Genomic DNA, 23,113 nt, shown 5'->3' on the forward strand with positions numbered 1-23,113 from the left:
CTTGACGACCATAGAGCATTGGAACCACCTGATCCCATCCCGAACTCAGTAGTGAAACGATGCATCGCCGATGGTAGTGTGGGGTTTCCCCATGTGAGAGTAGGTCATCGTCAAGATTAAATTCCAACCCCCCTGTCTGCTCACGCAGACAGGGGGTTTGTTTTTGTGCGCGAAAAAATATTAAGCAGCTTGTTATTATCTGACTTCAGATGGTCAGGTCCGCTAAAGGGGGCTGATTCACTTGCGGTTAATCATATTTTGGCCGTTGCTCGAATCGAAAATATAAAAAAACCACCTCAAAAGGTGGTTTTTTTTATGGTGCTTCTTAATCACCGTAGTAAATACAGCCACTTGTGCAAGTTTCATGGATGCGAATTGCAGACAACTCTGGAAGCAGTGGCTTGAGTTGTTGCCAAATCCATTTTGCCAGTACTTCGCTGGTCGGATTTTCCAATCCAGGAATATCGTTTAGATAGTTATGATCAAGTCGCTCGTATAGCGGTTTGAAAATGGCTTTAATTTCCGAGAAATCACGTATCCAGCCAGTGGCAGGATCAACGTCGCCGCTTAAATGGATCGCAACCTTGAACGAATGGCCGTGTAAACGGCCGCATTTATGACCTTCTGGGACGTAAGGTAGCTTGTGCGCCGATTCGAAGGTGAATTCTTTGAAAATTTCCACAGTGTTGATTGCTCTTGAAAAGGTGGCTATCGCCTAAGGGACGAATGCAGGCCTGCAGTTTAGCAGCTAACCCCATAGGTGCGGAATTCGCCCTTACGGTCACGTTGTTACCAGGCTTGTAAATTCAGTTTCATTTAAGCCTGCATCGCTATGATCAAATGTTTGCGATACTGCAAGCAGGTGATCAGGCGGAGGCCAGCGAGACAAGTGATGACAGTGAATGTGCAAGTTGGCAGGGTTGCTGCGCTGATGCTTTGTGTATTCTGCTCTTTGGCCTCTGCACGTGATTTGGGGCAGGACGAAGCCTTGCGTTTACGTCAGCAAGGCGCGATTTTGCCATTGGAGCAACTCTTGCAACAGGTTCTTCAGCGTTACCCGGGCTCAAAGCTTCTGGAGGCCGAGCTGGAGGAAAAGCACGATGTTTATGTTTATGAAGTCGAGTTGTTAACTTCGGCTGGAATTGTGCGTGAAATAAAGCTTGATGCCAGTGATGGCCGTTTGCTCAAAGATGAGGAAGATGATTAATGAGGCTGCTGTTGGTAGAGGATCATGTTCCCTTGGCTGATCAACTGATGGCGAGTCTCTCTCGCCAGGGTTACGCGGTTGATTGGTTGGCCGATGGCCGTGATGCTCTTTATCAGGGTAAAAGTGAACCTTATGATTTAATTATTCTCGATCTTGGACTGCCCGGGCTGTCAGGAATCGAGGTGCTCAAACAGTGGCGCACTGAAGGTCTGTCTATACCAGTACTCATTTTAACCGCGCGAAGTTCTTGGTCAGAGCGCATTGACGGTCTGAAAGCAGGTGCTGATGACTATGTCACCAAACCTTTTCATCCTGAAGAGCTGCAATTGCGTGTGCAGGCCTTATTGCGGCGCTCTCACGGCCAAGTGAATCAACCGCTTCTGAAATCAGCGGGCCTTCAGCTCGATGAGTCCCGTCAATGCGCAATCAATCATGGCGAAGAAGTGCAATTGACGGCTTCCGAGTTTCGCCTGCTGCGTTATTTTATGCTCCATCCTCAGCAAATTCTTTCCAAAAGTCATCTGGCAGAACACCTTTACGATGGTGAGACGGAGCGTGACTCTAACGTTCTGGAAGTCCATGTTAATCACTTGCGTCGCAAGCTCGGTCGAGCGGTAATAGAAACACGCCGTGGGCAAGGGTATATTTTTGGCGCTGGTGATCAGTGAAGTCCATTCAGCGGCGTTTGAGCCTGGGTTTAATCAGTGCGCTGTTGATTGCCGGCCTGGTGGTGGGGCAAGTCAGCATCTGGCTATTTGAAAGCGGTCTTCAGCGCTATTTGGAGTCAGGTCTGCAAAACGACAGTGAAAACCTGTTGATTGCGTTGAGCCGAACGCCTCAAGGCTTGCAGTTGGATGAGCGTCGAATATCACCTGCCTATCAACGGCCTTTTTCAGGCCATTACTTCAGTATTGCCTTCGGTGATACACATTGGCGTTCCCGCTCGTTGTGGGATGCACAGTTACCTCAACCCAGCCATCCGGGATTGGATCGAGCGCTGGAGCCTGGGCCGGACGGTCAGATGCTGCTTGTTTTAAACAGCATTTATCAGCGCTTTGGTCAAACAGTCTCCATCACAGTGGCTCAGGACTACACACCCATTCGAGAAAGCTTCCAGCAAGTTCAGCGGGTGGGTTTAAGCATTTGGGTAGTTGCCCTGATCGTTATCTTGCTACTTCAAAGGTTGACGGTGCGAACGGCGTTACGGCCATTGGAAACTGCCCGAAAACAGATTGTCCAATTACAGGCGGGGCAGCGTTCGCAGCTTGATGAACAGGTTCCTCAGGAGCTTGAGCCGTTGGTGACGCAGATAAATCACTTGTTGATCCACACTGAAGACAACTTGAAACGCTCGCGTAATGCCATTGGCAATTTAGGGCACGCATTAAAGACGCCATTGGCAGTGTTGTTCAGTCTGGCGAAGGACCCGCGCCTTGCTGCTTACCCCCAGATCCAGAGCACCCTGAGCGAGCAGCTTGAATACATACAGCAACGCATGAGCCGCGAGCTGAATCGTGCTCGCCTGGCGGGTGATGCGCTTCCAGGCGCTCATTTTGAGGTGGATGCTGAACTGCCCGGCTTGATGGCCACACTTGGCATGATTTACGGCGAGCATCTCGATCTGAAATTTAATGTCCCTTCAGGTCTTCACATGCCATGGGATCGTGAGGACATGCTCGAATTGCTCGGTAATTTATTGGATAACGCCTGCAAATGGGCAGACGCTCAGGTTGAGCTAAGAATCGTCCAGAGAGAAAACGAGTTTGAAATTGAGGTACAGGACGATGGCCCAGGCATTCCCGAATCAGAGCGAGACCAGGTGTTCAGTCGAGGAACTCGGCTAGACGAGCAAACCGATGGTCATGGTTTGGGGTTGGGCATTGTGAGGGATGTCGTAGAAGCTTGGGGAGGGCAGATGCAGCTGTCTACGGGGGCATTGGGCGGGTTGTCAGTGTTGATCAAGTTGCAGATGCGCCCCCGATAACGGTGACGGGTCATACAAGACCAGTCACCGTTTACGCTGATCGTATTGCTTAGACGCGAAATTGATCCATCAAAGTCTGCTGTTGATTCGCCAGAGTGTTCAGAGACTGGCTGACCCGTGCAGATTCGTTGGCCTGCTCGGACAAAGACTCCGTAACATCACGGATAGTGGCCACATTGCTATTGATCTCTTCGGCCACTGCACTTTGTTCTTCCGCGGCGCTGGCAATCTGCAGGTTCATGTCCGTAATGACCGTGACGGCTTGACCGATCTGTTGCAGAGCCGTTACCGCCTGACTCACTTGCTCAACGCTGCCTTGGGCTTGGCGATGGCTGTTGCTCATTGAGCTGACGACTTCCTGAGTGCCTACTTGCAACTGTTCGATCACTTGCCGAGTTTCTTCGACCGACTCTTGTGTTCGGCGGGCCAGGTTGCGAACTTCGTCAGCTACTACCGCGAAACCTCGGCCAGCCTCACCTGCACGCGCTGCTTCAATGGCCGCATTCAATGCCAGTAAATTGGTCTGCTCGGCAATGGCACGAATGACTTCCAGTACCGAACCAATTTTTTCACTATTAGCCGCCAGCCCTTCAACTTGAGTCATGGCCACGTTCATGTCTGCAGCCAGAACATCAATGCTTGATGTGGTTCGATCAATGATGGTCAGCCCTTGACGCGTTGCTTCGTCTGCATCCCGCGCAGCTTGTGCGGCTTGGGCCGCGCTGCGGGCAACATCTTGTGCTGTGGCACTCATTTCATGGGATGCAGTGGCAGCCTGATCAACCTGACGGTACTGCTGCTCCATGCCTGCGCTGGTCTGGGTAGCGATGGCTGCTGACTGATCAGCCGTGTTGCGAGCATCCTGCACTGAACGCTTAACCTCAGCAATAATGGGTTGTAACTTGTCGAGGAAGCGGTTGAACCAGCCGGCCAATTGGCCCAATTCGTCCTTTTTGTCATAGGCCAGACGTCGTGTCAGGTCGCCTTCACCGCTGGCAATGTCTTCCAGCATATTCGCAACGCCCAGAATCGGACGTGTGACACTGCGAGCCATCAGCCATATCAATAGCAAGCCGATGACCGCAGCAAGCGATCCCAAACTGAGTTCAATCAGTGCGCCATCGCGATTTCGTGTTTCTAGTTCGACTTGCAACGCTTGGGCGGGGCCTACCAGCACTTTTTCAGGCACGTCCAGCAATACGCCCCATGGCTTGCTGCCGGGAATAGGTTTAAACGGTGTCAGTATTTTAAGGCGTTCATGCGCATGCAGGCTTTGCGGCTGATCGCCAGTGGCCATCAACTTTATCAGTTGTGCGCCATCCTCGACGTCTACTTGATCAAGGCGCTGTGCCAGTTTGCTCGCATCCTTGCTGAATCCGGCCACTATGCCTGCCGAACTGACAATACTGACATTGGTTTGCCCGTCATACAGCTTTTGACTCGCCAGTTTGCTAATGGCTTGCAGGCTATTGAGGTTGATATCAACCGAAAGCGAAGCGATCAGCTTGCCGTTGACCAGCAGTGGAAAAACGATGCTGGTCATCAACACGTTCTGACCATCGATCTCGTAAAAATAAGGCTCGATAATGCACGGTTTCAGTGTCTCTCGAGGGCAAGTGAACCACGAGTTATTAGCTTGCCCGCTAGGGCCGGTGCTGGTGTCTGCCAGATCGGCTTCCGGCAAGGCCATCGATGTCAGTGTGCCGGGCGTTGGCTGCGACCAATAGAGAGAAAAGCGGCCTTTATCATTGCTGCCTAGCTCTTTTTGATGGTCAAACAACGCATCCTTGCTATCCAGTGCGTTGGCTTCAAACACCAGGGACAAGCCAAGCAAATCAGGGTTGGCTTGTAATGCCGCCTTTACCTGACGCGTCAGGTCTTCACGCAGGTCAAATGCATCCAGAAAACGCTTTTCCGATTGCTCACGCAAAAACAGGACCTGGCGTGCGAAACCATTGCCGTATTGATAGGCATCCATAAACTGGCGGCTGATTGCCAGCGCCTGAGCTTCACCTTGGGCTTCAATGCGTGCCTTGGCCGCCTCATTGAGCATCTGTGTGCTCGAAGCCTCTACAAGCTGTGTGGTGTAATCCATGCGATAAAGCGAAAGTCCTACCAGCAGAGCTACGATACTGAGGAGGCAAAGACCGGAGAGGAGGGAGATTTTCCACTGGATGGAAAGCTGTCGGACCGACATGGAGACATCCTAAATAGAGGCTTTGACTGTTAGCGGCCGCCAGCGGTTTTTCTTTACTGCAATCTCTGCTTTTAAGCGTCTGCATTCATCGTTGATAAAATCCTTAAACTTCCGGGATTCAGGGGTCAGGACTCCTTGGCGAACATGCGGTGGAGGCCTTCAGGCTTCACTTTGACAAGGCGTCCATGCTGCTGCAAAGTGTGCGCCCTCAAATAAGTCCTTCCTTCAGATCCGGCGACTGAAACAGCAGTCTTGCGTCCGGAGTTTCCCGCTTTACGGTGTTTTATCGTGGTGCGCTCTATGAGGTTGTAAAGATGAATGCAGTAATTGCAGCGGTTGGCATCATGCTTGTGCTCAGCCTGTCCCGTGTGCATGTGGTGATTGCTCTGATCGTGGGGGCAGTCGTTGGCGGCCTCGTGGGCGGCTTAGGCATTGAGGCAACCCTCAATGCGTTCAATAGCGGACTTGGCGGTGGGGCTCAAGTCGCTTTGTCTTACGCCATGTTGGGAGCTTTCGCGGTCGCTATCGCTAAATCAGGTCTGGCTCATGCCTTGGCCGATAAAGCCCTGCTCATGGTCAACAAGCAGCACGCTACCGGTGGTAACCGGATCAAATGGCTTTTGATCGGCTTATTGCTGGTGGTTGCGATTTGCTCGCAGAACATCCTGCCGATACATATCGCATTTATTCCTTTGCTGGTTCCGCCTCTACTGTACGTGTTGACCAAATTAAAAATTGACCGGCGCTTGATCGCCTGCGTGATGACGTTTGGTTTGATCACGCCTTATATGTTTTTACCCGTAGGCTTTGGCAACATCTTCCTCAATCAGATTTTGCTCGCGAACGTGCGCAATAGTGGTGTGGATGTCAGTCAGGTCAATGTCACCCACGCGATGGCCATTCCTGCGCTTGGCATGTTATTTGGCTTGTTGGTAGCGGTGTTTATCAGCTATCGCAAAAAACGCGAGTATGACCTGGTCAAGATTGAGCAGGTCGAGCAGGTCGCGGTCAGGTACAACCCGCTGACACTGATTGTGGCTGGGGTTGCTATTGCCTCCGCATTTATCATCCAGCTGTGGCTGGGTTCTATGATCATCGGTGCTCTGGCGGGTTTTTTGATTTTCTCGGCTTCAGGAATTGTGCGGTGGCGTGAGACTGACGACCTGTTCACTGAAGGTATGAAAATGATGGCCATGATTGGTTTTATCATGATCGCGGCCTCAGGTTTTGCCGAGGTAATGAAGGCGACGGGTGAAGTTAAGTCTTTGGTAGAGACTTCCGCCGGCTGGATGAATCACAACAAGGGAATTGGCGCACTGTTGATGTTGCTGGTCGGGCTTCTGGTGACCATGGGCATTGGTTCGTCGTTTTCGACTGTGCCCATTCTGGCGGCGATTTTTGTGCCCTTGTGCGTGCAGTTGGGGTTTAGCCCGATGGCCATTGTTTGTATCGTCGGTACGGCAGGTGCCTTGGGTGACGCGGGTTCACCTGCGTCAGACTCTACCTTGGGGCCGACCTCCGGCCTGAACATTGACGGCCAGCATCACCATATCTGGGACACCGTCGTGCCTACATTCCTGCATTACAACTTGCCGCTCCTGGCCTTTGGCTGGGTGGCGGCAATGGTTTTGTAAAAAAGCGAGCTGCAGCAAGCTTTCACGGCAGCTGTATCCGACCGTTCTCACCAGGAACGGTCGGCCAATCTCCGGCCGCCCAGCGCGCTCTGGCCTGATCTATCAGCGCCGGATTACTGGCCACAAAATTCCAGTTCATGCGCCTCCGGCCCTCCAGTGCAGCGCCTCCAATCAAGACCAGATGGCAATCACTCTCTGCGAATAATGTAATTTCCTTCGCAGAGGGCAGTAGCACCAGGCAGTGGGGCTCGATAGCTTGGTCGTCCAGTAGAACATCACCTTCCAGTACATAGAGCGCTTGCTCAGCATGTTCCGTCGGGATGAGGAGCGTGGTGGCTGTCTGCATATGCACCTCGGCGTACAGAGTAGGCGAGAGCACGGGTACAGGTGAAATCAGACCAAACCCGGTGCCTGCGATCAGACAAATCTGGACACCTGAGCGGTCACTGACGGGCAAACTGTCGGCAGTGTGATGGCTGTAGAGCCCCGGGCCTTGTTCATCTTTTTTGGGGGAGGCCAGCCATACTTGCAATCCATGTAAGGTTGAACCTTGAGCCCTCAATGCGCAGGGTGTTCGTTCAATGTGGGCAATCGCGGCACCTGCCGTCATCCAGCTGACTTCGCCAGGGTTGACGAGCTGGTCCGAACCCAAGCTGTCCTTGTGTTGGAGTTGCCCTTCAAATAAATAGGTCAGGGTCGACAGGCCGATATGTGGATGCTGCCGAATATTCATCCCTTGGCCAGGCCAATAGTGTGTTTGAAGCATATGATCGAAAAATACGAAAGGCCCAACGCTGCGGCATTTGGCTGAGGGCAGGGGGCGCAGGATCGGTTGGCCTTCGACTTCTTCAGCTCGGGGGCGAATCACGGTCAAGGAATCCATCGTGCATTTCCGGCAGAGGGGGGCGTTGAGCATAACCCAACGCCTTACGACCCTGTTTCTGGATTACTGACTGAAAGCACCCTCAGACAGATGAGTCTCAATGGTAATTTCGGCGGTGGTCATCAGTTTATGCACTGGACACTTGTCAGCCACTCTGTGCAGCTCTTCGCGTTGAGCATCGGTCAAAACGCCTTTAAGTGTCAGTTTGACATGCAGCGCGTATTTGCCCTGCTGCTCCTCACTGGCGTCGTGTTTGACTTCCACCGTGACCCCGGTCAGCGGAATATCCTTCTTTTGCGCATAGAGCTTGACCGTCAGTGCTTTGCACGCGCCCAGAGCGGCATCGAAATAATCATGGGGAGAGGGGGCCGAGCTTTCGCCGCCCATTGTTTTGGGCAAATCAGTGAACACTTCGTGCTCGTCAATCTTGATGCTGTGGCGAAAGCTGTCGTGAGACACGGTATTTACGGTAACAGTCATGGCAAACCTCACAGTGGCAGAGATAAAGGTCCTGATCTTTATAGAGCATGTTGCGCGTTGTGCGTTCCCTTTGATCGCTTGCTGAACCTGTAAGCCTCGCCGCAGGTCTACAGAGACTACGGGAGAGGAGAGTTAAGGTGCGATTGAAACACTCTGTGCTGGCTTTGGCGCTGTTGACTGCAAGTGCATGGGTTCAAGCCAGGGACTATGCCTACAGTGATGCCCACCTTCACTACGTCGACTTCTTCCAGGAAACCGAGGGCATGAGTACGTTACTTAAGGCCATGGCCAAAAATCGCATTGATCATGTGATGATTTCCGGTATTCCGGTCGCCAAAAAATGGCACGAGGACGAACCCAAGCGTCCACGTTATTACGCCGGCGACGATGCTGATGCCTATTGGTATAGCGCAACGGATGTTTGGGTTGCGACGGCGGTCAGGCAGTTGACTGCTGAGCAGCGGGAGCATTTTCATCCGTTTTTGTCAGGGTTTAATCCAAATGACAAAAACTCGGCGGCTCACATACAGCGCATGCTCGATCTGGATCCTGGGTTGTGGCAGGGCATCGGTGAAGTCTTCACGCGCCATGACGACCTGACGGCCCTCATTTCCGGTGATACTCCGCGCGCTAACAATGAAGCGCTGAGCAAGGTCTACGCACTGGCCGCCAAGTATGATCTACCCGTTTTAGTGCATTCCAACATTACGTCCAAGCGAGAGCGCAATCCGCTGTATCTGGCCGAGATTGAGGAGCCGCTGACCTTGCATCCTGATACCCGATTCATTTGGGCACATGCCGGCACCAGCGCCGAAATTCATCGGCACCAGACGCAAATGCCGTTTTTGCTGCCCGAGCTGACACGTCTATTGGCTAAATACCCAAACCTGTATATAGACCTTTCCTGGAGCATGCTCACTCCGTATCTGCTGGATGAAAACGGTAAGGCCAGGCCTGAATGGGTCACGCTGGTAAAGCGCTTCCCGGACCGATTTATGCTGGGGTCAGATGTGGTGGGCCGCTTTGACAAACTGGGTGAGGAATTAAAGAGTTTTAATCCCTTTCTCGATGCTTTGCCTGAAAGCGTCGCACATAAAGTAGCCAAGGATAATTTCGTGTCCGTGCTGCCAAAGCAGCGCTAACCGGTTTTTTACAGACCAAAAAAAAGCCCCGAATAGTCGGGGCTTTTTCATGTCGCGAGCGGACGGCTTATTGGCCAGTCCAGCGCTTCAGTACCAGAGTGGCGTTAGTCCCGCCGAAACCAAAGCTGTTGCTCATCACATTGTTCAACGTGACGTCTTCGCGAGTTTTGGTCAGGATCGGCATATCGGCAACGACCGGATCCAGTTCTTCGATGTTGGCAGAACCGGCAATGAAGTTGCCTTCCATCATCAGCAAGCAGTAGATCGCTTCGTGAACGCCTGCGGCGCCCAGGGAGTGACCCGACAGGCTTTTGGTCGAGCTGATGGCAGGCGCTTTGTCGCCAAACACCGCACGAACACCTTCCATTTCCTTGGCGTCGCCTACCGGAGTAGAGGTGCCATGAGTATTGAGGTAGTCGATCGGGCCATCAACAGTGGCCATTGCCATCTGCATGCAGCGGATAGCGCCTTCGCCGCTTGGGGCCACCATGTCGTAGCCGTCGGACGTTGCGCCGTAGCCAACGATCTCAGCATAGATTTTGGCGCCGCGAGCCAGGGCGTGTTCCAGTTCTTCAACGACAACCATGCCGCCGCCACCGGCAATAACAAAACCGTCACGGTTTTTGTCATAAGCACGGGATGCTTTTTCAGGCGTGTCGTTATATTGAGTGGACAGGGCGCCCATGGCGTCGAACAGGAACGATTGGCTCCAATGTTCTTCTTCGCCGCCGCCGGCAAAAACGATGTCTTGTTTGCCTAGCTGGATTTGTTCAACTGCGGTGCCGATGCAGTGAGCACTGGTAGCGCAGGCAGAAGAGATCGAGTAGTTCACGCCCTTGATCTTGAAGGGCGTGGCCAGGCAGGCGGACACGGTGCTGCCCATGGTCCGCGTTACGCGGTACGGGCCAACACGCTTGACGCCTTTTTCACGCAGGATGTCCAACGCTTCCATCTGGTTCAAGGTTGATGCGCCGCCGGAACCGGCGATCAGGCCGGTACGCGGGTTGGAGACTTGCTCCTCGGTCAGACCCGAATCAGTAATGGCGTCTTTCATGGCCAGGTAAGCGTAAGCCGCTGCGTGGCCGACGAAGCGATAAATCTTGCGATCGATCAGCTCTTCGAGAGGCAGGTCAATGGAGCCGGAAACCTGGCTACGCAGACCCATTTCAGCATATTCCGGATTGAATCGGATGCCAGGTCGACTTGCACGCAGGTTAGCGGAGACGGTCTCTTTGTCATTGCCCAAGCACGAAACAATGCCCAGACCAGTGATAACGACACGACGCATGCGGATAACCCTTAGAAGTTTTCAGTGGAAGTAAAAACGCCGACTCGAAGGCCTTCGGCGGTATAGATCTCGCGACCATCTACGCTCACCGAACCATCGGCAATGGCCAGGTTCAGCTTGCCGCGCAGAACGCGTTTGATATGAATGTTGTAGGTGATCTTTTTGGCGGTTGGCAACACTTGGCCGAAGAACTTCACTTCGCCTGAACCCAGTGCGCGACCGCGGCCCGGCAAACCTTGCCAGCCGAGGAAAAAGCCAACCAGCTGCCACATGGCATCAAGGCCCAGGCAGCCCGGCATGACTGGATCGCCTTCAAAGTGGCAAGCAAAGAACCACAGGTCTGGATTGATATCCAGCTCGGCGACCAATTCACCTTTGCCGTACTTGCCACCCTCGTCACTGATATGGGTGATGCGATCAACCATCAGCATGTTAGGGGCGGGCAGTTGCGCGTTACCCGGGCCAAAAAGTTCGCCGCGGCTACAGCGCAGCAGATCTTCCCGAGTAAAGGCGTTTTGTTTGGTCATGCGAGCTCCTCAATAATCCCATGCGGCAGGTGGGGCAATTCTTCCCGACCAACTGAAACGTGCATGTTTCAGTTCGCCAGCCTACACATAGACTATTGCGTTGTAGTGAAAGTCACAGCGTCAAGGACAAGAATGTACACTTGTTCACTGAAAATTTAAATCAGGCCGGTTCAGGGGCCCATCAGGGTGCCTAAGACTGCCGCACTTTTGTATTTAACGCCAGTAATTAGCCATAAATCACTGGACCCAGCGTTGCAGAATTTGTTCAAGATCAGCCCGTTTGAACGGCTTGGCGAGGTAATCGTTCATTCCGGCTTCCAGGCAGGCTTCTCTATCCCCCTGTAAAGCGTTGGCCGTCAGGGCGATGATAGGAACAGTGGCGCAGCCCGGTAATTGGCGAATTTGCCGGGTTGCTTCATACCCGTCAATGATCGGCAGCCGGCAATCCATCAAAATAGCGGCGTAGCGCTCTGTGTTCGCGCAATGAATGGCCTGGGCGCCGTCACTGACCACGCGCACCTCGTAGCCCAGCCCGACCAGTACAGCCTCAATGACGGTTTGATTGACCCGATTATCTTCGACCAGCAGGATGGTGCGGCCCGCCATTTGCCTTGCCTGGGCCGTTAAATCGGGCCGGTTGGTCAATGGTGCAGAGTGGTGAAGCTCCAGCGGAATTTCCAGCGTGAACACGGAGCCTTGAGCTTTTTCACTCTTGGCATGCAGAGTGCCACCCATGCGCTCTGCCAGCGTACGAGCAATGGGCAGCCCCAGTCCGGTCCCGCCATAGCGACGTGAAATGGAACTGTCCGCCTGCTGGAATGCGTTAAACATCGATTCGAGCTTGTCGGTACTGATGCCGATACCGCTGTCGCGCACCGTACAGCTAAACCAGATCAGCTCATGGTCCAACGGCTGCCAGTGCGGTTCGATGCTGATCTGACCCTGCTCGGTAAACTTCAACGCATTGCCGATCAGATTGACCAGGATTTGCCGAATACGGGTGGGGTCACCCAGAACGTGCAGGTCGTGCAAGCCCTCGGGAAGGGTTAACTGCAACTGCAAACCGCGTTGCCCGGCTGTGTGCTGGAATGCTTGAGCACAGTTGCTGACCAGTTCTGCGAGATTAAACGGAATGTTTTCGAGCTCAAGTGCCGAACGCTCGATTCTCGAGAAATCGAGGATGTCGTTGATGACTTTTAGCAGGTGTTCGGTTGATTCCGAGGCTAGGGCAGCGTACTCGGCCTGCTCCTCGGTCATTTCAGTGGTTTCCATTAATTGAAGCATCCCAAGTACGCCATTCATTGGGGTGCGTAATTCGTGGCTCATCATTGCCAGAAAGTCAGTTTTCGCGCTGTTGGCTCGTTCGGCTTCTTCGCGTGCCTGAATCAATTGAGAAATAGCGGATTGTTGTTCGCGGCTGGCTTTGGCCAGGCCGTCGGCCAAATTGTTGATATGTTGGGCCAAGCTGCCTAACTCGCCGTCATCGACCACGGGCAAGGGTGTTTTGTAGTCTCCTCGCTGGATGGCATTGACGGCGTTGCTCATGGCCATGATGGGGCGGGACAGATTGGAGGCCAGACGGCGTGCGAGTAAATAGGTAAAGCCAAGGGCAAAAAGGGCCAGAATCACGGCCTTCAGCAGAATCTCCTGCTGACGCTTGCTGAATGCCTGGTTGGACATGCCCACCCGTACCTTGCCCAAGTAATCCTCGTCCGGCGCCGAAGCCTGCCGGTTGCTCAATACAAAAGCGTTACCCGCGGCGTTTCTTTGCAAACGAACCGGGGCCTGAAAGACTTCTGTCGGTGCGGCTTGCTCCTGAGGTAACAGGGGTTGCTCAGCATGGACCAGTACATTGTTGTTACGGTCCTGTACCTGCACAAATTGCACATGCGGTGTGTTGAGCGAGGCTTTTACCAAGGTATCCAGTACTTGTGCGTTACCGGTGATTACGCCGTATTCCGTTGCAGGCGCCAACTGGTTGGCTATCAATTGGCCGGTATGGTTCATCTCTTGGCGCAAGTCTTGAATGCGCACAAAAGTAAAAAAACTGATCAATAGCAACGTCAGTAGAAGCGCCGGCCCGAGGCTCATCATTTGTGTACGGGTGTGAATGTCCCAACGGCGGCGACTGATCATTTACACAGCGCCCCATCAGTCTTGCGCATGGCCCCGGATGTATTGCCCATGTGTTCGCTCATCCTTGACGATGAAGTCAGCCAATTTCGTGGGCAGGACGGCTGCCTCACTCTGTTAAGTTGCTGGCAGCATGGTAACTGAGCTGACTCACTTTTCCAGCCAAAACCCTTCATTTACAGTATCTGAAACGTTCAAACTCTCGCCTTGCAGGATGTGCTCCGTATAATGCGGCCATTGCCAACGGCTAGATAGATGACGGGACTACAGATGACTGAACAGCGCTCTATTGCGGTCTTGGGAGGCGGAAGCTTTGGCACCGCCGTGGCCAACTTGCTGGCAGAAAATGGCCATCGCGTACGTCAATGGATGCGCGATCCTGCACAGGCCGAAGCCATCCGGCTTAATCGAGAAAACCCCCGTTACCTTAAAGGCATCAAAATTCATCCTGGGGTTGAGCCGGTTACAGACCTGCAAGCGACACTCGATGAATGTGATCTGTGTTTTGTGGCGTTGCCTTCCAGTGCCTTGCGCAATGTGCTGGCCGAGCATGCCGAGCGCTTGAGCGGAAAAATGCTGATCAGTCTGACCAAAGGGATTGAAGCACACAGTTTTAAACTGATGAGTGAAATTCTCGAGGAAATAGCCCCGCAAGCCCGAATCGGCGTTTTGTCCGGGCCTAATCTGGCGCGTGAGGTGGCGGAACACGCACTGACAGCAACCGTGGTGGCCAGTGCTGACGAAGCGCTGTGCACGTGTGTTCAGTCGGCACTGCATGGCCGTACTTTCCGGGTATACGCCAGTGCTGACCGATTTGGTGTGGAGTTGGGCGGGGCGTTAAAAAACGTTTACGCGATTATGGCCGGTATGGCCGTGGCGCTGGGTATGGGTGAAAACACCAAAAGCATGCTGATTACCCGCGCGCTGGCAGAAATGACCCGATTTGCGGTCAGCCAGGGGGCCAATCCGATGACTTTCCTGGGGCTGGCCGGTGTCGGTGATTTGATAGTGACCTGTTCATCCCCCAAAAGTCGTAATTATCAAGTGGGTTTTGCCTTGGGGCAGGGCTTGAGTCTTGAAGAAGCTGTCACGCGTTTGGGTGAAGTCGCTGAGGGTGTCAATACGCTCAAGGTGCTCAAGGTGAAAGCGCAGGAATTGAATGTTTACATGCCACTGGTTGCCGGCTTGCACGCAGTCCTTTTTGAAGGCCGCACACTTGCGCAAGTCATCGAGTTACTGATGCGCGCAGAGCCCAAGACCGATGTCGACTTTATCTCTCCGAGTGGTTTTAACTAAGCGAAGGAGCAGCACATGAATGATTCCAAAATTGCCCCGAAGTACGAGCCCATTGTTTTGCGTGTGCTGTGGATGCTGGTCTTCCTTTTGGTCTGGCAAGTCGCACAGTTGGTGCTTGGCGGGCTGGTGCTGGGGCAACTGATATTCCGTCTGGTTTACGGTGCTCCCAATGGCGGGCTGATGAGCTTTGGCGACAGCCTGAGCCAGTACCTTGCGCAAATAGGCCGTTTTGGCAGTTTTCACACTGAGCAAAAACCTTGGCCGTTCGCTGATTGGCCGACTGCGCGTGCGCCAGAAGGCGAGGCACCTTATGTGGCCAGCACCGAGAGCAAGCCATGAAACTGTGGGTATTACGTCATGGAGAAGCTGAGCCATACGCCCGACGAGATGCTGAGCGCGAACTGACTGCCCGAGGGCGTGAACAGGTGCGGCGCAGTGCGGCTCAACTAGTGGGCAAGCCACTGGATCGCATCTGGGTCAGTCCCTATGTGCGGGCGCAGCAAACCGCCGCGCTGGTGTGTGAAGTGCTGGGGTTTACGGGGGAGGTGCAAACCGTGCCGTGGCTGACCCCGGACAGCGAACCCAAATATGCCGCCAGCCGACTCCCTGATGATGGGCATGTACTTTTGGTGAGTCATCAGCCTTTCGTGGGCGATCTGATCAGCCTGCTTCAGTTCGGTCATTTACGTCAGCCACAGCCCATGCAAACAGCCAGCCTTGCAGAACTTGAAGGTGAGTGGCCCTTGGCCGGCAGCATGACATTGCGGGGAGTGGTTAATCCCTGACATTCCCACAAGGAGCCAAAGACAGGTTCCAGTACGGGGTGGTTGCATAAAGGGCGGGGAGTGAAACATAGTTCAGGTCATGCCGCCCCTAGCACTCTCTGACCAAGGAATGCCCTATGAGTATGTGGACACGCCCGCCCGATCTGGCACACCTCAACGCGATGCGTAAAAACACCATTTGCGACGTGCTCGATATCACGTTTGATGCGTACGACGATGAGTCAATCACGGCCAGCATGGTGGTTGACCATCGCACTCATCAGCCTTTCGGCTTGCTGCATGGTGGCGCGTCCGTGGTTCTGGCTGAAACCTTGGGTTCGATGGCCAGTTATCTGTGTATCGATCCCCAGAAGTTTTATTGCGTGGGACTTGAGGTCAACGCCAACCATCTACGCGGTGTGCGCAGCGGTCGGGTCAGTGCTGTTGCTCGGCCGGTCCATATGGGCCGCACGACCCATGTGTGGGACATTCGCCTGACAGATGAGAGCGGCAAACTCAACTGCATCTCCCGACTGACCATAGCGGTAGTGCCGTTGGGTGATGCGCCGCCAGCGCGGTGATAATGGTCATGTCGTGGCCGGAGTGGCGTCACTCATGGCGTATCTATAAGTTGTTATAAAGAAATTTCCTACAGACAATAAGGCGTACTCCTACATATGGACGCCTTGTATGTCTCGGCAGGTTTTTTTCGCCCACGCCAACGGCTTTCCATCGGCCACCTACGCTAAATTGTTCGATGCCCTCGCTCCGGACTATGCCGTCACTCATTTACCGGTGCATGGGCATGATCCACGCTTTCCCGTAGACAACAATTGGCACAACCTGGTGGATGAGCTGATTTTTCATCTGCAACAGCAAAGCGGTCCAGTATTGGGTGTAGGCCATTCACTGGGCGGGATGCTGCACCTACACGCGGCTTTGCGCTGTCCGCATTTGTACAAAGGTGTGGTCATGCTGGACTCACCGGTTCTGACCTTGATGGATCAGTGGGTGATTCGCGCTGCCAAGCGATTTGGTTTTATCGACCGTTTGACTCCAGCCGGTCGTACCTTGGGGCGTCGTGAGGAGTTTTCCGATCACGCGGCGGCCAGGGACTACTTTGCCAGCAAGTCGCTGTTTCGCAGTTTCGACCCCGATTGTTTTGAGGCGTATCTGGCGCATGGCCTGCACCCGGTTGCAGATCGCTTGCGCTTGCGCTTTGACCCTGCAACAGAAATTAACATCTACCGGGGGGTTCCTCACACCAGTCCCGGCAGAGCGCGCTCCCTGCAAGTGCCCTTGACGGTGGTATCCGGTCGAGACAGCCGTGTGGTCATGCGGCATCATGCCAAGGCCGTAGCGCGCATGCCCAACGGCGAGTCAATGAGTGTGCCCGGCGGGCATATGTTCCCGCTGGAGCAACCCCATGCCACTGCGGCCTTGCTAAAAGACATTTTTGCCCGCTGGGCGCTTCGCCATTCTGGACATTAAAGAGCCTATTGCATGAGTTTTGTGGTTGAAGAAATTCGCTTGAGCCTGCCGCATATCGAGCTTGCTGCGCATATTTTTGGCCCCGAAGACGGGTTGCCCGTCATCGCCCTGCATGGCTGGCTGGACAACGCCAACAGCTTTGCGCGGTTGGCACCCAAGCTTGAGGGGCTACGTATCGTCGCACTGGACTTCGCCGGGCATGGTCATTCCGATCACCGGCCCTGCGGAGCAGGCTATACCCTGGCGGACTACGCCTTTGATGTATTGCGTGTGGCAGAGCAACTGGGCTGGAAGCGTTTTGCTCTCTTGGGGCACTCTCTGGGGGCGATTGTGTCTGTCGTCATTGCTGGCGCATTCCCCGAGCGCATCACGCATTTGGCACTGATTGACGGCATTTTGCTGCGTAGCGGCCCTGCAGAGGATGCAGCCCAGCAAATGGGCAAAGCACTGCAGGCGCAGCTTAACCTCAACAATAAGCACAAATCGGTGCACCCAACACTGGAGCGGGCGATTGAAGCGCGAATGAAAGGCATGGTCGCGGTCAGTCGAGAAGCGGCAGAGCTTTTGGCCTTGCGTGGGCTGATGCCCGTCCCCGGCGGCTATAGCTGGCGTAGCGACAGTCGCCTGACCTTACCATCGCCTGTACGCATGACTGACGAACAGGCCATGTCGTTTGTTCTGCGAGTGGCGTGCCCGGCGACATTGATCGTAGCTGAACAGGGCATGCTGATTGATCATCCCGAGTTGCTGGATCGTCTACCCTTCACCCTTGAACGGTTAGCCGGGGGGCACCATTTGCACCTGAATGACGAGGCGGGCGCCATCCTTGTTGCAGACTGTTTCAATCGGTTCTTCGCTGCTCCTTGACTTGCGGCAACCAACTGCCGAGGCTTGGCGGGTTGAAATGGGAGACAACCATGATAGATCTCTATACCGCTGCGACCTCGAAAGGCCATCCGGTCTCTATCGCATGGATGCACAATGACACGCCAGCACTGCGTGGCATGCGCCGATGAAACATTCTGCCCGCCTCATCCTGACGCTGGGTTTGGCCTGTTCAAGTCCTCTACTGTGGGCCGCTGATGTTCCCGGCAGCCTTGACTTGCCGGGTATACCGCGCCTGGCCGACGCACAAATCGTTGATTACACCGTTCGCCCTGATGTTGAGCGTATCTACCCGATGGGCTCAATTCGTAAAATCAGTGGTCGATTGCGCTTTGAAGCACAACTCAACACCCGCGGTCAGACCACCGCAGTAACTTACGAATTGCCAGCTGAACACAGTGCAACCGAAGCGTTCACCGCTGCGCGTGAAGCCCTGCAAGCACAAGGTGCCGAATTGCTGTTCTGGTGCCAGGCACGGGATTGTGGTGAAAGCAGCCTGTGGGCAAATGAGGTGTTCGGTAACTCAAAACTGACGGGTTCAGATGAGCAGCAAACCTATTTGTTGTTGCGTCGGGCTGCCCCCGAGCAGAACCAATTGATTGCCTTGTATGGCATCGATCGGGGCAACCGCAAAGCCTATCTGCATGTCGAACAAATGCAGGCGAGCACCGACCTCGGTGAGCTGTTGCCTACCTCGGCCACCTTGCAACGTCAGTTGAAAAGCACGGGCGAGCTGGACTTTCCTAAACTGACAGGTGAGCCAGATGCGCAGTGGCTGACCTTGATTTCACGCGCATTGAACCTTGATACCACCGTTAGAGTCAGTTTGACTGGCAGCCAAGCCTCTGTATGGCGCGATGCACTGATCAACAAAGGTGTACGGGCCGCTCGTATGGAGTTGGGCAACAGTCAGGCCAAAGGCTTGCATATCGAGTTACTGCGCTAGTCATACCGCTACGACGGCTGCACTTGGCGTAGCCGTCGCTTCTTAATTTCACGTTGTATTTTCTGCGGAACACACATGGTCAATAACGATCGCCTGCTGGTGCAGATCCTGCTTCTGGTGTTGTTTGGTGCCAGTCTGTGGGTGATGGCACCGTTTTGGTCGGCTTTGTTCTGGGGCGCGGTGCTGGCGTTTGCCAGTTGGCCGTTGATGCGTTTGCTGACACGCGCCCTTGGGGGGCGAGAGTCAATGGCGGCGGGTATCCTGACGTTAGGCTGGATGCTACTGGTTGCGGGGCCCCTGGTGTGGTTGGGGTTGAACCTGGCCGACCACGTGCGCGATGCCACTACCTTTGTGAAGGACGTTCAGCTCGAAGGTCTGCCTGAAGCGCCAACATGGCTGGCCGGTATTCCTTTGATTGGCGAACGTCTGGTGGGCATGTGGGACACCATCGACGAGCAGGGCGCAGCCTTGTTGGTGACCATCAAGCCTTATCTGGGGCAGGTGGGTAATTGGTTGCTGGCACGCAGTGCACAGATTGGGGGTGGCATTCTGGAGCTGACGCTCAGTATTGTTTTTGTCTTCTTCTTCTACCGTGACGGCCCACGTCTGGCCGCTTTTGTTCACGGGCTGCTCGAGCGCCTGATCGGCGAGCGCGCTGATTACTATCAGGAATTGGTGGCGGGAACGGTCCAGCGTGTTGTTAATGGTGTCATCGGTACGGCTGCTGCCCAGGCCTTGCTGGCGCTGATCGGCTTTCTGATTGCCGGCGTGCCGGGGGCACTGGTGCTGGGGCTGGCCACCTTTTTGCTGAGCCTGATTCCCATGGGGCCGCCGCTGATCTGGATTCCAGCCACGGCATGGCTGGCCTGGAAAGGCGACTACGGGATGGCAATATTCCTGGGTATTTGGGGCACGCTGATCATTAGCGGTGTCGACAACGTACTCAAGCCTTACCTGATCAGTCGAGGCGGTAACTTGCCTTTGGTCATTGTCTTGCTGGGAGTATTCGGCGGTTTGATCGCGTTTGGCTTTATTGGCCTGTTTATCGGCCCGACCTTACTGGCCATCGCCTATAGCCTGCTGGTGGACTGGAGCGCCAGCCAGCAGAATAAAGACAAGGTGTAACTTAGCCGAATTTGGGGCCGGAGCGGGTGTTGTTACCCTTGGCCAATCGGTCGTAAAGCACCACATTGACCGTGGCTGCGAGATTCATGCAGCCATTGGTCGGGATATAAATAACGTCTTCGCACCACTCCAGCACGTCTTTGCCCAGAGACCCGTCTTCCGGACCGAAAATATAAATTGCCCGATCCGGGTGAGTGTACTCAGGCAGTGAGCGCGCCCCTTCAACCATTTCGACCGCGACCGGAATGCAGCCCAGAGGAATGATCTTTTTAAGGTCATCAATGCCGATCAGGGGAATATCCTGATGGACTTTCTTTGTATCGGTGATGAAATCCCGGGCGCGTTCATAGCGCTTGCCTGTGTAAAACACGGACGCCACGTTATAGCAGCCAGCCGCGCGCATCACCGAACCGACGTTTTCCGGTGATTTGGGGTTGTATAAACCAATGCAGCTGTACCTTTTGTTTGCCACGTGCCGTTGCCCTTCATAAAAAAGACGGGAGTATAACGGCACAGCGTCGACAGTCGTCCCGATTCAGATCAAATAGGCACACAGTACGTCGTGAAAATACGGGTCAAGCGGCCCTAATCCGTTTTTTTGCCGTGCGCATCAGGCGTAGGCCCAGCATCAGCGCAGCGCAGGTCAGGCCCACAATCAGCCCTTGCCAAAGACCACTTGGACCATTGGCCTGGCCAAGCCAGTCAGTCAACCCCAGCGCGTAACCGACCGGCAAGCCAATGCCCCAATAGGCAAACAGCGTCAGGATCATGGTCACGCGGGTATCCTGATAACCGCGTAGCGCGCCGGCGGCGGTCACTTGAATGACATCGGAGAACTGATACAGCGCAGCAAACATCAACAGCATGCTCGCCACTTCAATCACCTTTGGGTCGGCCGTGTACACCGTCGCAATTTGGCCGCGTAACAACACAATCAGGCTCGCAGAAATGCACGCCCATACTAGCGCCGTGCCCATGCCTGCACCGGCGACAAAGCGCGCCTCTCTAGGCTGCCCGCGGCCCAAAGCCTGGCCTACGCGCACGGTGATTGCCATGCCTAGCGAATACGGAATCATAAACACAAGCGAGCTGAAGTTGAGCGCAATCTGATGGCCCGCCACAACGGTAGCGCCCAAGCTACCGATCAGCAGCGCAATCACGGCAAAAATGCTGGATTCGGCAAAAACCGCGATGCCGATGGGCAGACCCACATTGAGCAAACGCTTGATAACTGCCCATTGTGGCCATTCAAAGCGGCTGTACACCTCACTCGATTGATAAATCGTTCCGCGAAAAGTCCACACCACCATGCCCAGCGCCATAAACCACATGACAATGGCCGTCGCCCATCCGCAGCCCACGCCACCCATGGGCGATACGCCAAAATGTCCGTAAATGAAGATGTAGTTGAGCGGGATGTTCAGGGCTAGCCCACAGAGGCCGAGTACCATGCTTGGCCGGGTTTTGCCCAGGCCATCACTGAAGTTACGCAACACGCAATAGAGGCCTACGGCTGGCATACCGCTGGCAATGCCGTGTAAATAGCCCATGCACGGCTCAATCAAGTCAGGGGCGACGTTCATCACATGCAGCAGCGGCTCTGCGCCGATCAACACAAAGGCTGCGCACAGCCCGGTCATCACCGCCAGCCAGAGGGCCTGACGCACGATGGGTCCAATATCACTGTGAGTGTCAGCGCCGAAGCGCTGAGCGACTTTTGGCGTAGTCGCGAGCAAGATGCCTGACATCAACAGAAACACCGGCACCCAGATTGAGTTGCCCAATGCTACGGCAGCCAGATCGCGAGGCCCGACACGGCCCGCCATAACGGCATCGACAAAACCCATCGCGGTGGTGGCGACTTGGGAAACGATGATTGGCAACGCTAGCGCCAATAGCGCGCGCACCTCGGTTGTAACCCGGATCACCCGGTTGGCGCCCTTGGAAGGCAGGTTATGTGTTACAGAATTCACAAGCGAGTATCCACAGTATTTAACGCACAAAACCGACAATTCTACGCCTGCCTGGACGGTCGGCAAGTCTTGAGTTCAGGGGGTGAATACTCCTGTGCTTAAGGCGCAAGCCCATAGCGCAAGCGGGCCTTGGATTTAGGATTGGTGATGCGCGCAATGATGGCGCACTGGGGGCACCAGTGGTTGCTGCGAATCGTCGCCAGCGCAGCCCTCCAAAAATGGCCCCGATGGCAGACCCACTCCAGGGGCGTCGAATTATTGGTGTAAGCGGTCGACAAACATTGACCGCCTCTTTTTCTTGCATCGGCTTGCGCCGTCTCAAGGGTCAGGCGCTTTTTATCGTTTGCGCAAAGAGGGCACCAGCCGCCACGTACTACACGCTTGCCCAATGCTTGCCACTCATGGCCTTGTTTGCAACGGAAGCCATAACGCTCACCCACGCCTCGGTAGGCACCTTGACTCAAGCATTCGCCGCCGTGGCTGGCAGCTATGGCGTGCAGTCGTTCGAGGCCATTGGGCATCAGGTATTGTTCGCTTCTTTGCAACCAGGAACACCGCTTGCACCAGCTGCCGCGCAACACTTCATGACCTTGAGCGTTCCACTCGTGGCCCTTGGCGCAACGAAAAGGGTAAAAGTGAGCACTGTTTTCATACACATGGGCCAAACATTCGCCACCGCGGGCGGCAGCGGCCTGGCGAATCTTGTCCATTCCGTCTTGCAGACGCAGGCGATGGCTGTGGGCACGACGCATGCATAAGGGGCAGGCAGGAGATTTGGCAACGTGACGCCCCCTGCGTTGCCATTGGTGCCCACAGCTGCATTTGAACGAATACAGCGCTTGCTCTCCCTCCCATTGAGTCGACAGGCACGTTGCTCCGACCGACTGTGCAGCCAGATGTACTGCCTGCAAGCGCGCTTCCCCGGCACACTGTTTGCAACCCGTCACATTAGCCCGCAGCAGAGCAGACGGGGGCGTAGAAATCACATGGCCCTGCTTGCAGTTAAAACAATGCGCCACGTGCCAGCCGCGCCACGTCGTTTCGGGGCTGGAATAACCCAATCGGTCAACCACCTGACGCAAGCGTTGGGAATGGTCTAAAACAGCATGTAATGGATTCAAGTCGTTCATAGTGTTTATTGTTTTTGGTTATTTACGT

The 23,113-nt window shown here is 54.5% G+C and carries 23 protein-coding genes, 1 rRNA gene and 1 pseudogene; 14 read left to right on the plus strand and 11 right to left on the minus strand.

Annotation, left to right across the window (positions count from 1 at the left end; genetic code table 11):
• Positions 1–116: ribosomal RNA gene (rrf, locus tag EQV93_RS20040) — 5S ribosomal RNA — on the plus strand.
• Between the two features lie 209 nt (positions 117–325).
• On the opposite strand, the gene queD is transcribed toward rrf, so the two are convergent.
• Positions 326–682 (minus strand): 6-carboxytetrahydropterin synthase QueD, encoded by a 357-nt coding sequence (gene queD, locus EQV93_RS20045; RefSeq protein ID WP_122783895.1) that lies wholly within the window; start codon positions 680–682, stop codon positions 326–328.
• Positions 683–892: 210 nt separating this feature from the next.
• Here queD and EQV93_RS20050 point away from each other — a divergent pair, with 210 nt between their 5' ends.
• Genes EQV93_RS20050 through EQV93_RS20060 form a run of 3 tightly spaced genes read left to right on the plus strand, consistent with a single transcriptional unit; the run spans position 893 to position 3,191 of the window.
• The gene (locus tag EQV93_RS20050) at positions 893–1,207 is read left to right on the plus strand and encodes a PepSY domain-containing protein (RefSeq protein WP_122783894.1); all 315 of its coding nucleotides are present in this window, start codon (positions 893–895) and stop codon (positions 1,205–1,207) included.
• Positions 1,207–1,875 carry a response regulator transcription factor gene (locus EQV93_RS20055; RefSeq protein WP_146387958.1) on the plus strand — a complete coding sequence of 223 codons (669 nt, stop codon included), beginning with the start codon at positions 1,207–1,209 and terminating at the stop codon, positions 1,873–1,875. The genes EQV93_RS20050 and EQV93_RS20055 overlap by 1 nt, the downstream gene beginning before the upstream one ends.
• Entirely contained in the window at positions 1,872–3,191 is a 1,320-nt protein-coding gene (locus tag EQV93_RS20060; RefSeq protein WP_240892307.1) for an ATP-binding protein, read from the plus strand. Before EQV93_RS20055 ends, EQV93_RS20060 begins: the two co-directional genes overlap by 4 nt.
• 49 nt (positions 3,192–3,240) lie before the next feature.
• Here the strand turns inward: EQV93_RS20060 and EQV93_RS22570 are convergent, their stop codons facing one another.
• Complete coding sequence (locus tag EQV93_RS22570; protein ID WP_411736500.1) at positions 3,241–3,996, minus strand: methyl-accepting chemotaxis protein; 756 nt, start codon at positions 3,994–3,996, stop codon at positions 3,241–3,243.
• Positions 3,997–4,098: 102 nt separating this feature from the next.
• Positions 4,099–5,388 (minus strand): annotated as a pseudogene (locus tag EQV93_RS22575) (HAMP domain-containing protein); the annotation flags it as partial.
• A 314-nt stretch (positions 5,389–5,702) separates the two neighbouring features.
• Between EQV93_RS22575 and EQV93_RS20070 the strand changes: the two are divergent.
• Entirely contained in the window at positions 5,703–7,022 is a 1,320-nt protein-coding gene (locus EQV93_RS20070; protein WP_122783890.1) for a Na+/H+ antiporter family protein, read from the plus strand.
• Between the two features lie 22 nt (positions 7,023–7,044).
• Here EQV93_RS20070 and EQV93_RS20075 read toward each other — a convergent pair whose 3' ends face one another.
• Complete coding sequence (locus EQV93_RS20075; RefSeq protein WP_240892308.1) at positions 7,045–7,905, minus strand: pirin family protein; 861 nt, start codon at positions 7,903–7,905, stop codon at positions 7,045–7,047.
• Positions 7,906–7,968: 63 nt separating this feature from the next.
• Positions 7,969–8,385 carry an OsmC family protein gene (locus EQV93_RS20080; protein ID WP_122783888.1) on the minus strand — a complete coding sequence of 139 codons (417 nt, stop codon included), beginning with the start codon at positions 8,383–8,385 and terminating at the stop codon, positions 7,969–7,971.
• Between the two features lie 158 nt (positions 8,386–8,543).
• On the opposite strand from EQV93_RS20080, the gene EQV93_RS20085 reads away from it, so the two are divergent.
• On the plus strand, positions 8,544–9,527 hold the full coding sequence (locus EQV93_RS20085) for an amidohydrolase family protein (RefSeq protein ID WP_240892350.1): 984 nt from the start codon (positions 8,544–8,546) through the stop codon (positions 9,525–9,527).
• A 67-nt stretch (positions 9,528–9,594) separates the two neighbouring features.
• Here the strand turns inward: EQV93_RS20085 and fabB are convergent, their stop codons facing one another.
• From fabB to EQV93_RS20100, 3 genes are all read right to left on the minus strand, one after another.
• Positions 9,595–10,815, minus strand: coding sequence for a beta-ketoacyl-ACP synthase I (fabB, locus tag EQV93_RS20090; protein ID WP_122783887.1), 1,221 nt, complete (start codon positions 10,813–10,815; stop codon positions 9,595–9,597).
• Between the two features lie 11 nt (positions 10,816–10,826).
• Positions 10,827–11,342, minus strand: coding sequence for a 3-hydroxyacyl-[acyl-carrier-protein] dehydratase FabA (gene fabA, locus EQV93_RS20095; RefSeq protein ID WP_122783886.1), 516 nt, complete (start codon positions 11,340–11,342; stop codon positions 10,827–10,829).
• 237 nt (positions 11,343–11,579) lie between these two features.
• Positions 11,580–13,478, minus strand: a complete 1,899-nt coding sequence (locus EQV93_RS20100) for an ATP-binding protein (protein ID WP_122783885.1) — start codon at positions 13,476–13,478, stop codon at positions 11,580–11,582.
• Positions 13,479–13,745: 267 nt separating this feature from the next.
• Here EQV93_RS20100 and EQV93_RS20105 point away from each other — a divergent pair, with 267 nt between their 5' ends.
• The 8 genes from EQV93_RS20105 to EQV93_RS20140 all read left to right on the plus strand — a co-directional run bounded on the left by EQV93_RS20105 (position 13,746) and on the right by EQV93_RS20140 (position 19,982).
• Positions 13,746–14,771 carry an NAD(P)H-dependent glycerol-3-phosphate dehydrogenase gene (locus EQV93_RS20105; RefSeq protein WP_240892309.1) on the plus strand — a complete coding sequence of 342 codons (1,026 nt, stop codon included), beginning with the start codon at positions 13,746–13,748 and terminating at the stop codon, positions 14,769–14,771.
• A 15-nt stretch (positions 14,772–14,786) separates the two neighbouring features.
• Positions 14,787–15,110: a DUF4389 domain-containing protein gene (locus tag EQV93_RS20110; protein ID WP_122783883.1), complete on the plus strand. Its 324-nt coding sequence runs from the start codon at positions 14,787–14,789 to the stop codon at positions 15,108–15,110.
• Positions 15,107–15,556: a phosphohistidine phosphatase SixA gene (gene sixA / locus EQV93_RS20115; protein WP_146424609.1), complete on the plus strand. Its 450-nt coding sequence runs from the start codon at positions 15,107–15,109 to the stop codon at positions 15,554–15,556. Before EQV93_RS20110 ends, sixA begins: the two co-directional genes overlap by 4 nt.
• A gap of 116 nt (positions 15,557–15,672) precedes the next feature.
• Positions 15,673–16,116, plus strand: a complete 444-nt coding sequence (locus EQV93_RS20120) for a hotdog fold thioesterase (RefSeq protein ID WP_240892310.1) — start codon at positions 15,673–15,675, stop codon at positions 16,114–16,116.
• 109 nt (positions 16,117–16,225) lie between these two features.
• Positions 16,226–17,026 carry an alpha/beta fold hydrolase gene (locus tag EQV93_RS20125; RefSeq protein ID WP_146424607.1) on the plus strand — a complete coding sequence of 267 codons (801 nt, stop codon included), beginning with the start codon at positions 16,226–16,228 and terminating at the stop codon, positions 17,024–17,026.
• A gap of 12 nt (positions 17,027–17,038) precedes the next feature.
• Positions 17,039–17,893, plus strand: coding sequence for an alpha/beta hydrolase (locus EQV93_RS20130; RefSeq protein ID WP_240892311.1), 855 nt, complete (start codon positions 17,039–17,041; stop codon positions 17,891–17,893).
• Positions 17,894–18,038: 145 nt separating this feature from the next.
• Positions 18,039–18,857 carry a DUF4892 domain-containing protein gene (locus EQV93_RS20135; protein ID WP_240892312.1) on the plus strand — a complete coding sequence of 273 codons (819 nt, stop codon included), beginning with the start codon at positions 18,039–18,041 and terminating at the stop codon, positions 18,855–18,857.
• Positions 18,858–18,932: 75 nt separating this feature from the next.
• Complete coding sequence (locus EQV93_RS20140; RefSeq protein ID WP_122783877.1) at positions 18,933–19,982, plus strand: AI-2E family transporter; 1,050 nt, start codon at positions 18,933–18,935, stop codon at positions 19,980–19,982.
• A 1-nt stretch (position 19,983) separates the two neighbouring features.
• Here EQV93_RS20140 and EQV93_RS20145 read toward each other — a convergent pair whose 3' ends face one another.
• From EQV93_RS20145 to EQV93_RS20155, 3 genes are all read right to left on the minus strand, one after another.
• Positions 19,984–20,454 carry an RNA methyltransferase gene (locus EQV93_RS20145; protein ID WP_122783876.1) on the minus strand — a complete coding sequence of 157 codons (471 nt, stop codon included), beginning with the start codon at positions 20,452–20,454 and terminating at the stop codon, positions 19,984–19,986.
• A 103-nt stretch (positions 20,455–20,557) separates the two neighbouring features.
• A complete protein-coding gene (locus EQV93_RS20150; protein ID WP_442968927.1) occupies positions 20,558–21,955 on the minus strand; it encodes an MATE family efflux transporter in 1,398 nt (465 codons plus the stop codon).
• Positions 21,956–22,053: 98 nt separating this feature from the next.
• Positions 22,054–22,707 carry a hypothetical protein gene (locus EQV93_RS20155; protein WP_122783874.1) on the minus strand — a complete coding sequence of 218 codons (654 nt, stop codon included), beginning with the start codon at positions 22,705–22,707 and terminating at the stop codon, positions 22,054–22,056.
• Positions 22,708–23,113 lie beyond the last annotated feature (406 nt).

Origin of the sequence: Pseudomonas sp. TMW22091 (genome assembly GCF_022496705.1) — a bacterium.
Classification (GTDB): domain Bacteria; phylum Pseudomonadota; class Gammaproteobacteria; order Pseudomonadales; family Pseudomonadaceae; genus Aquipseudomonas; species Aquipseudomonas saxonica.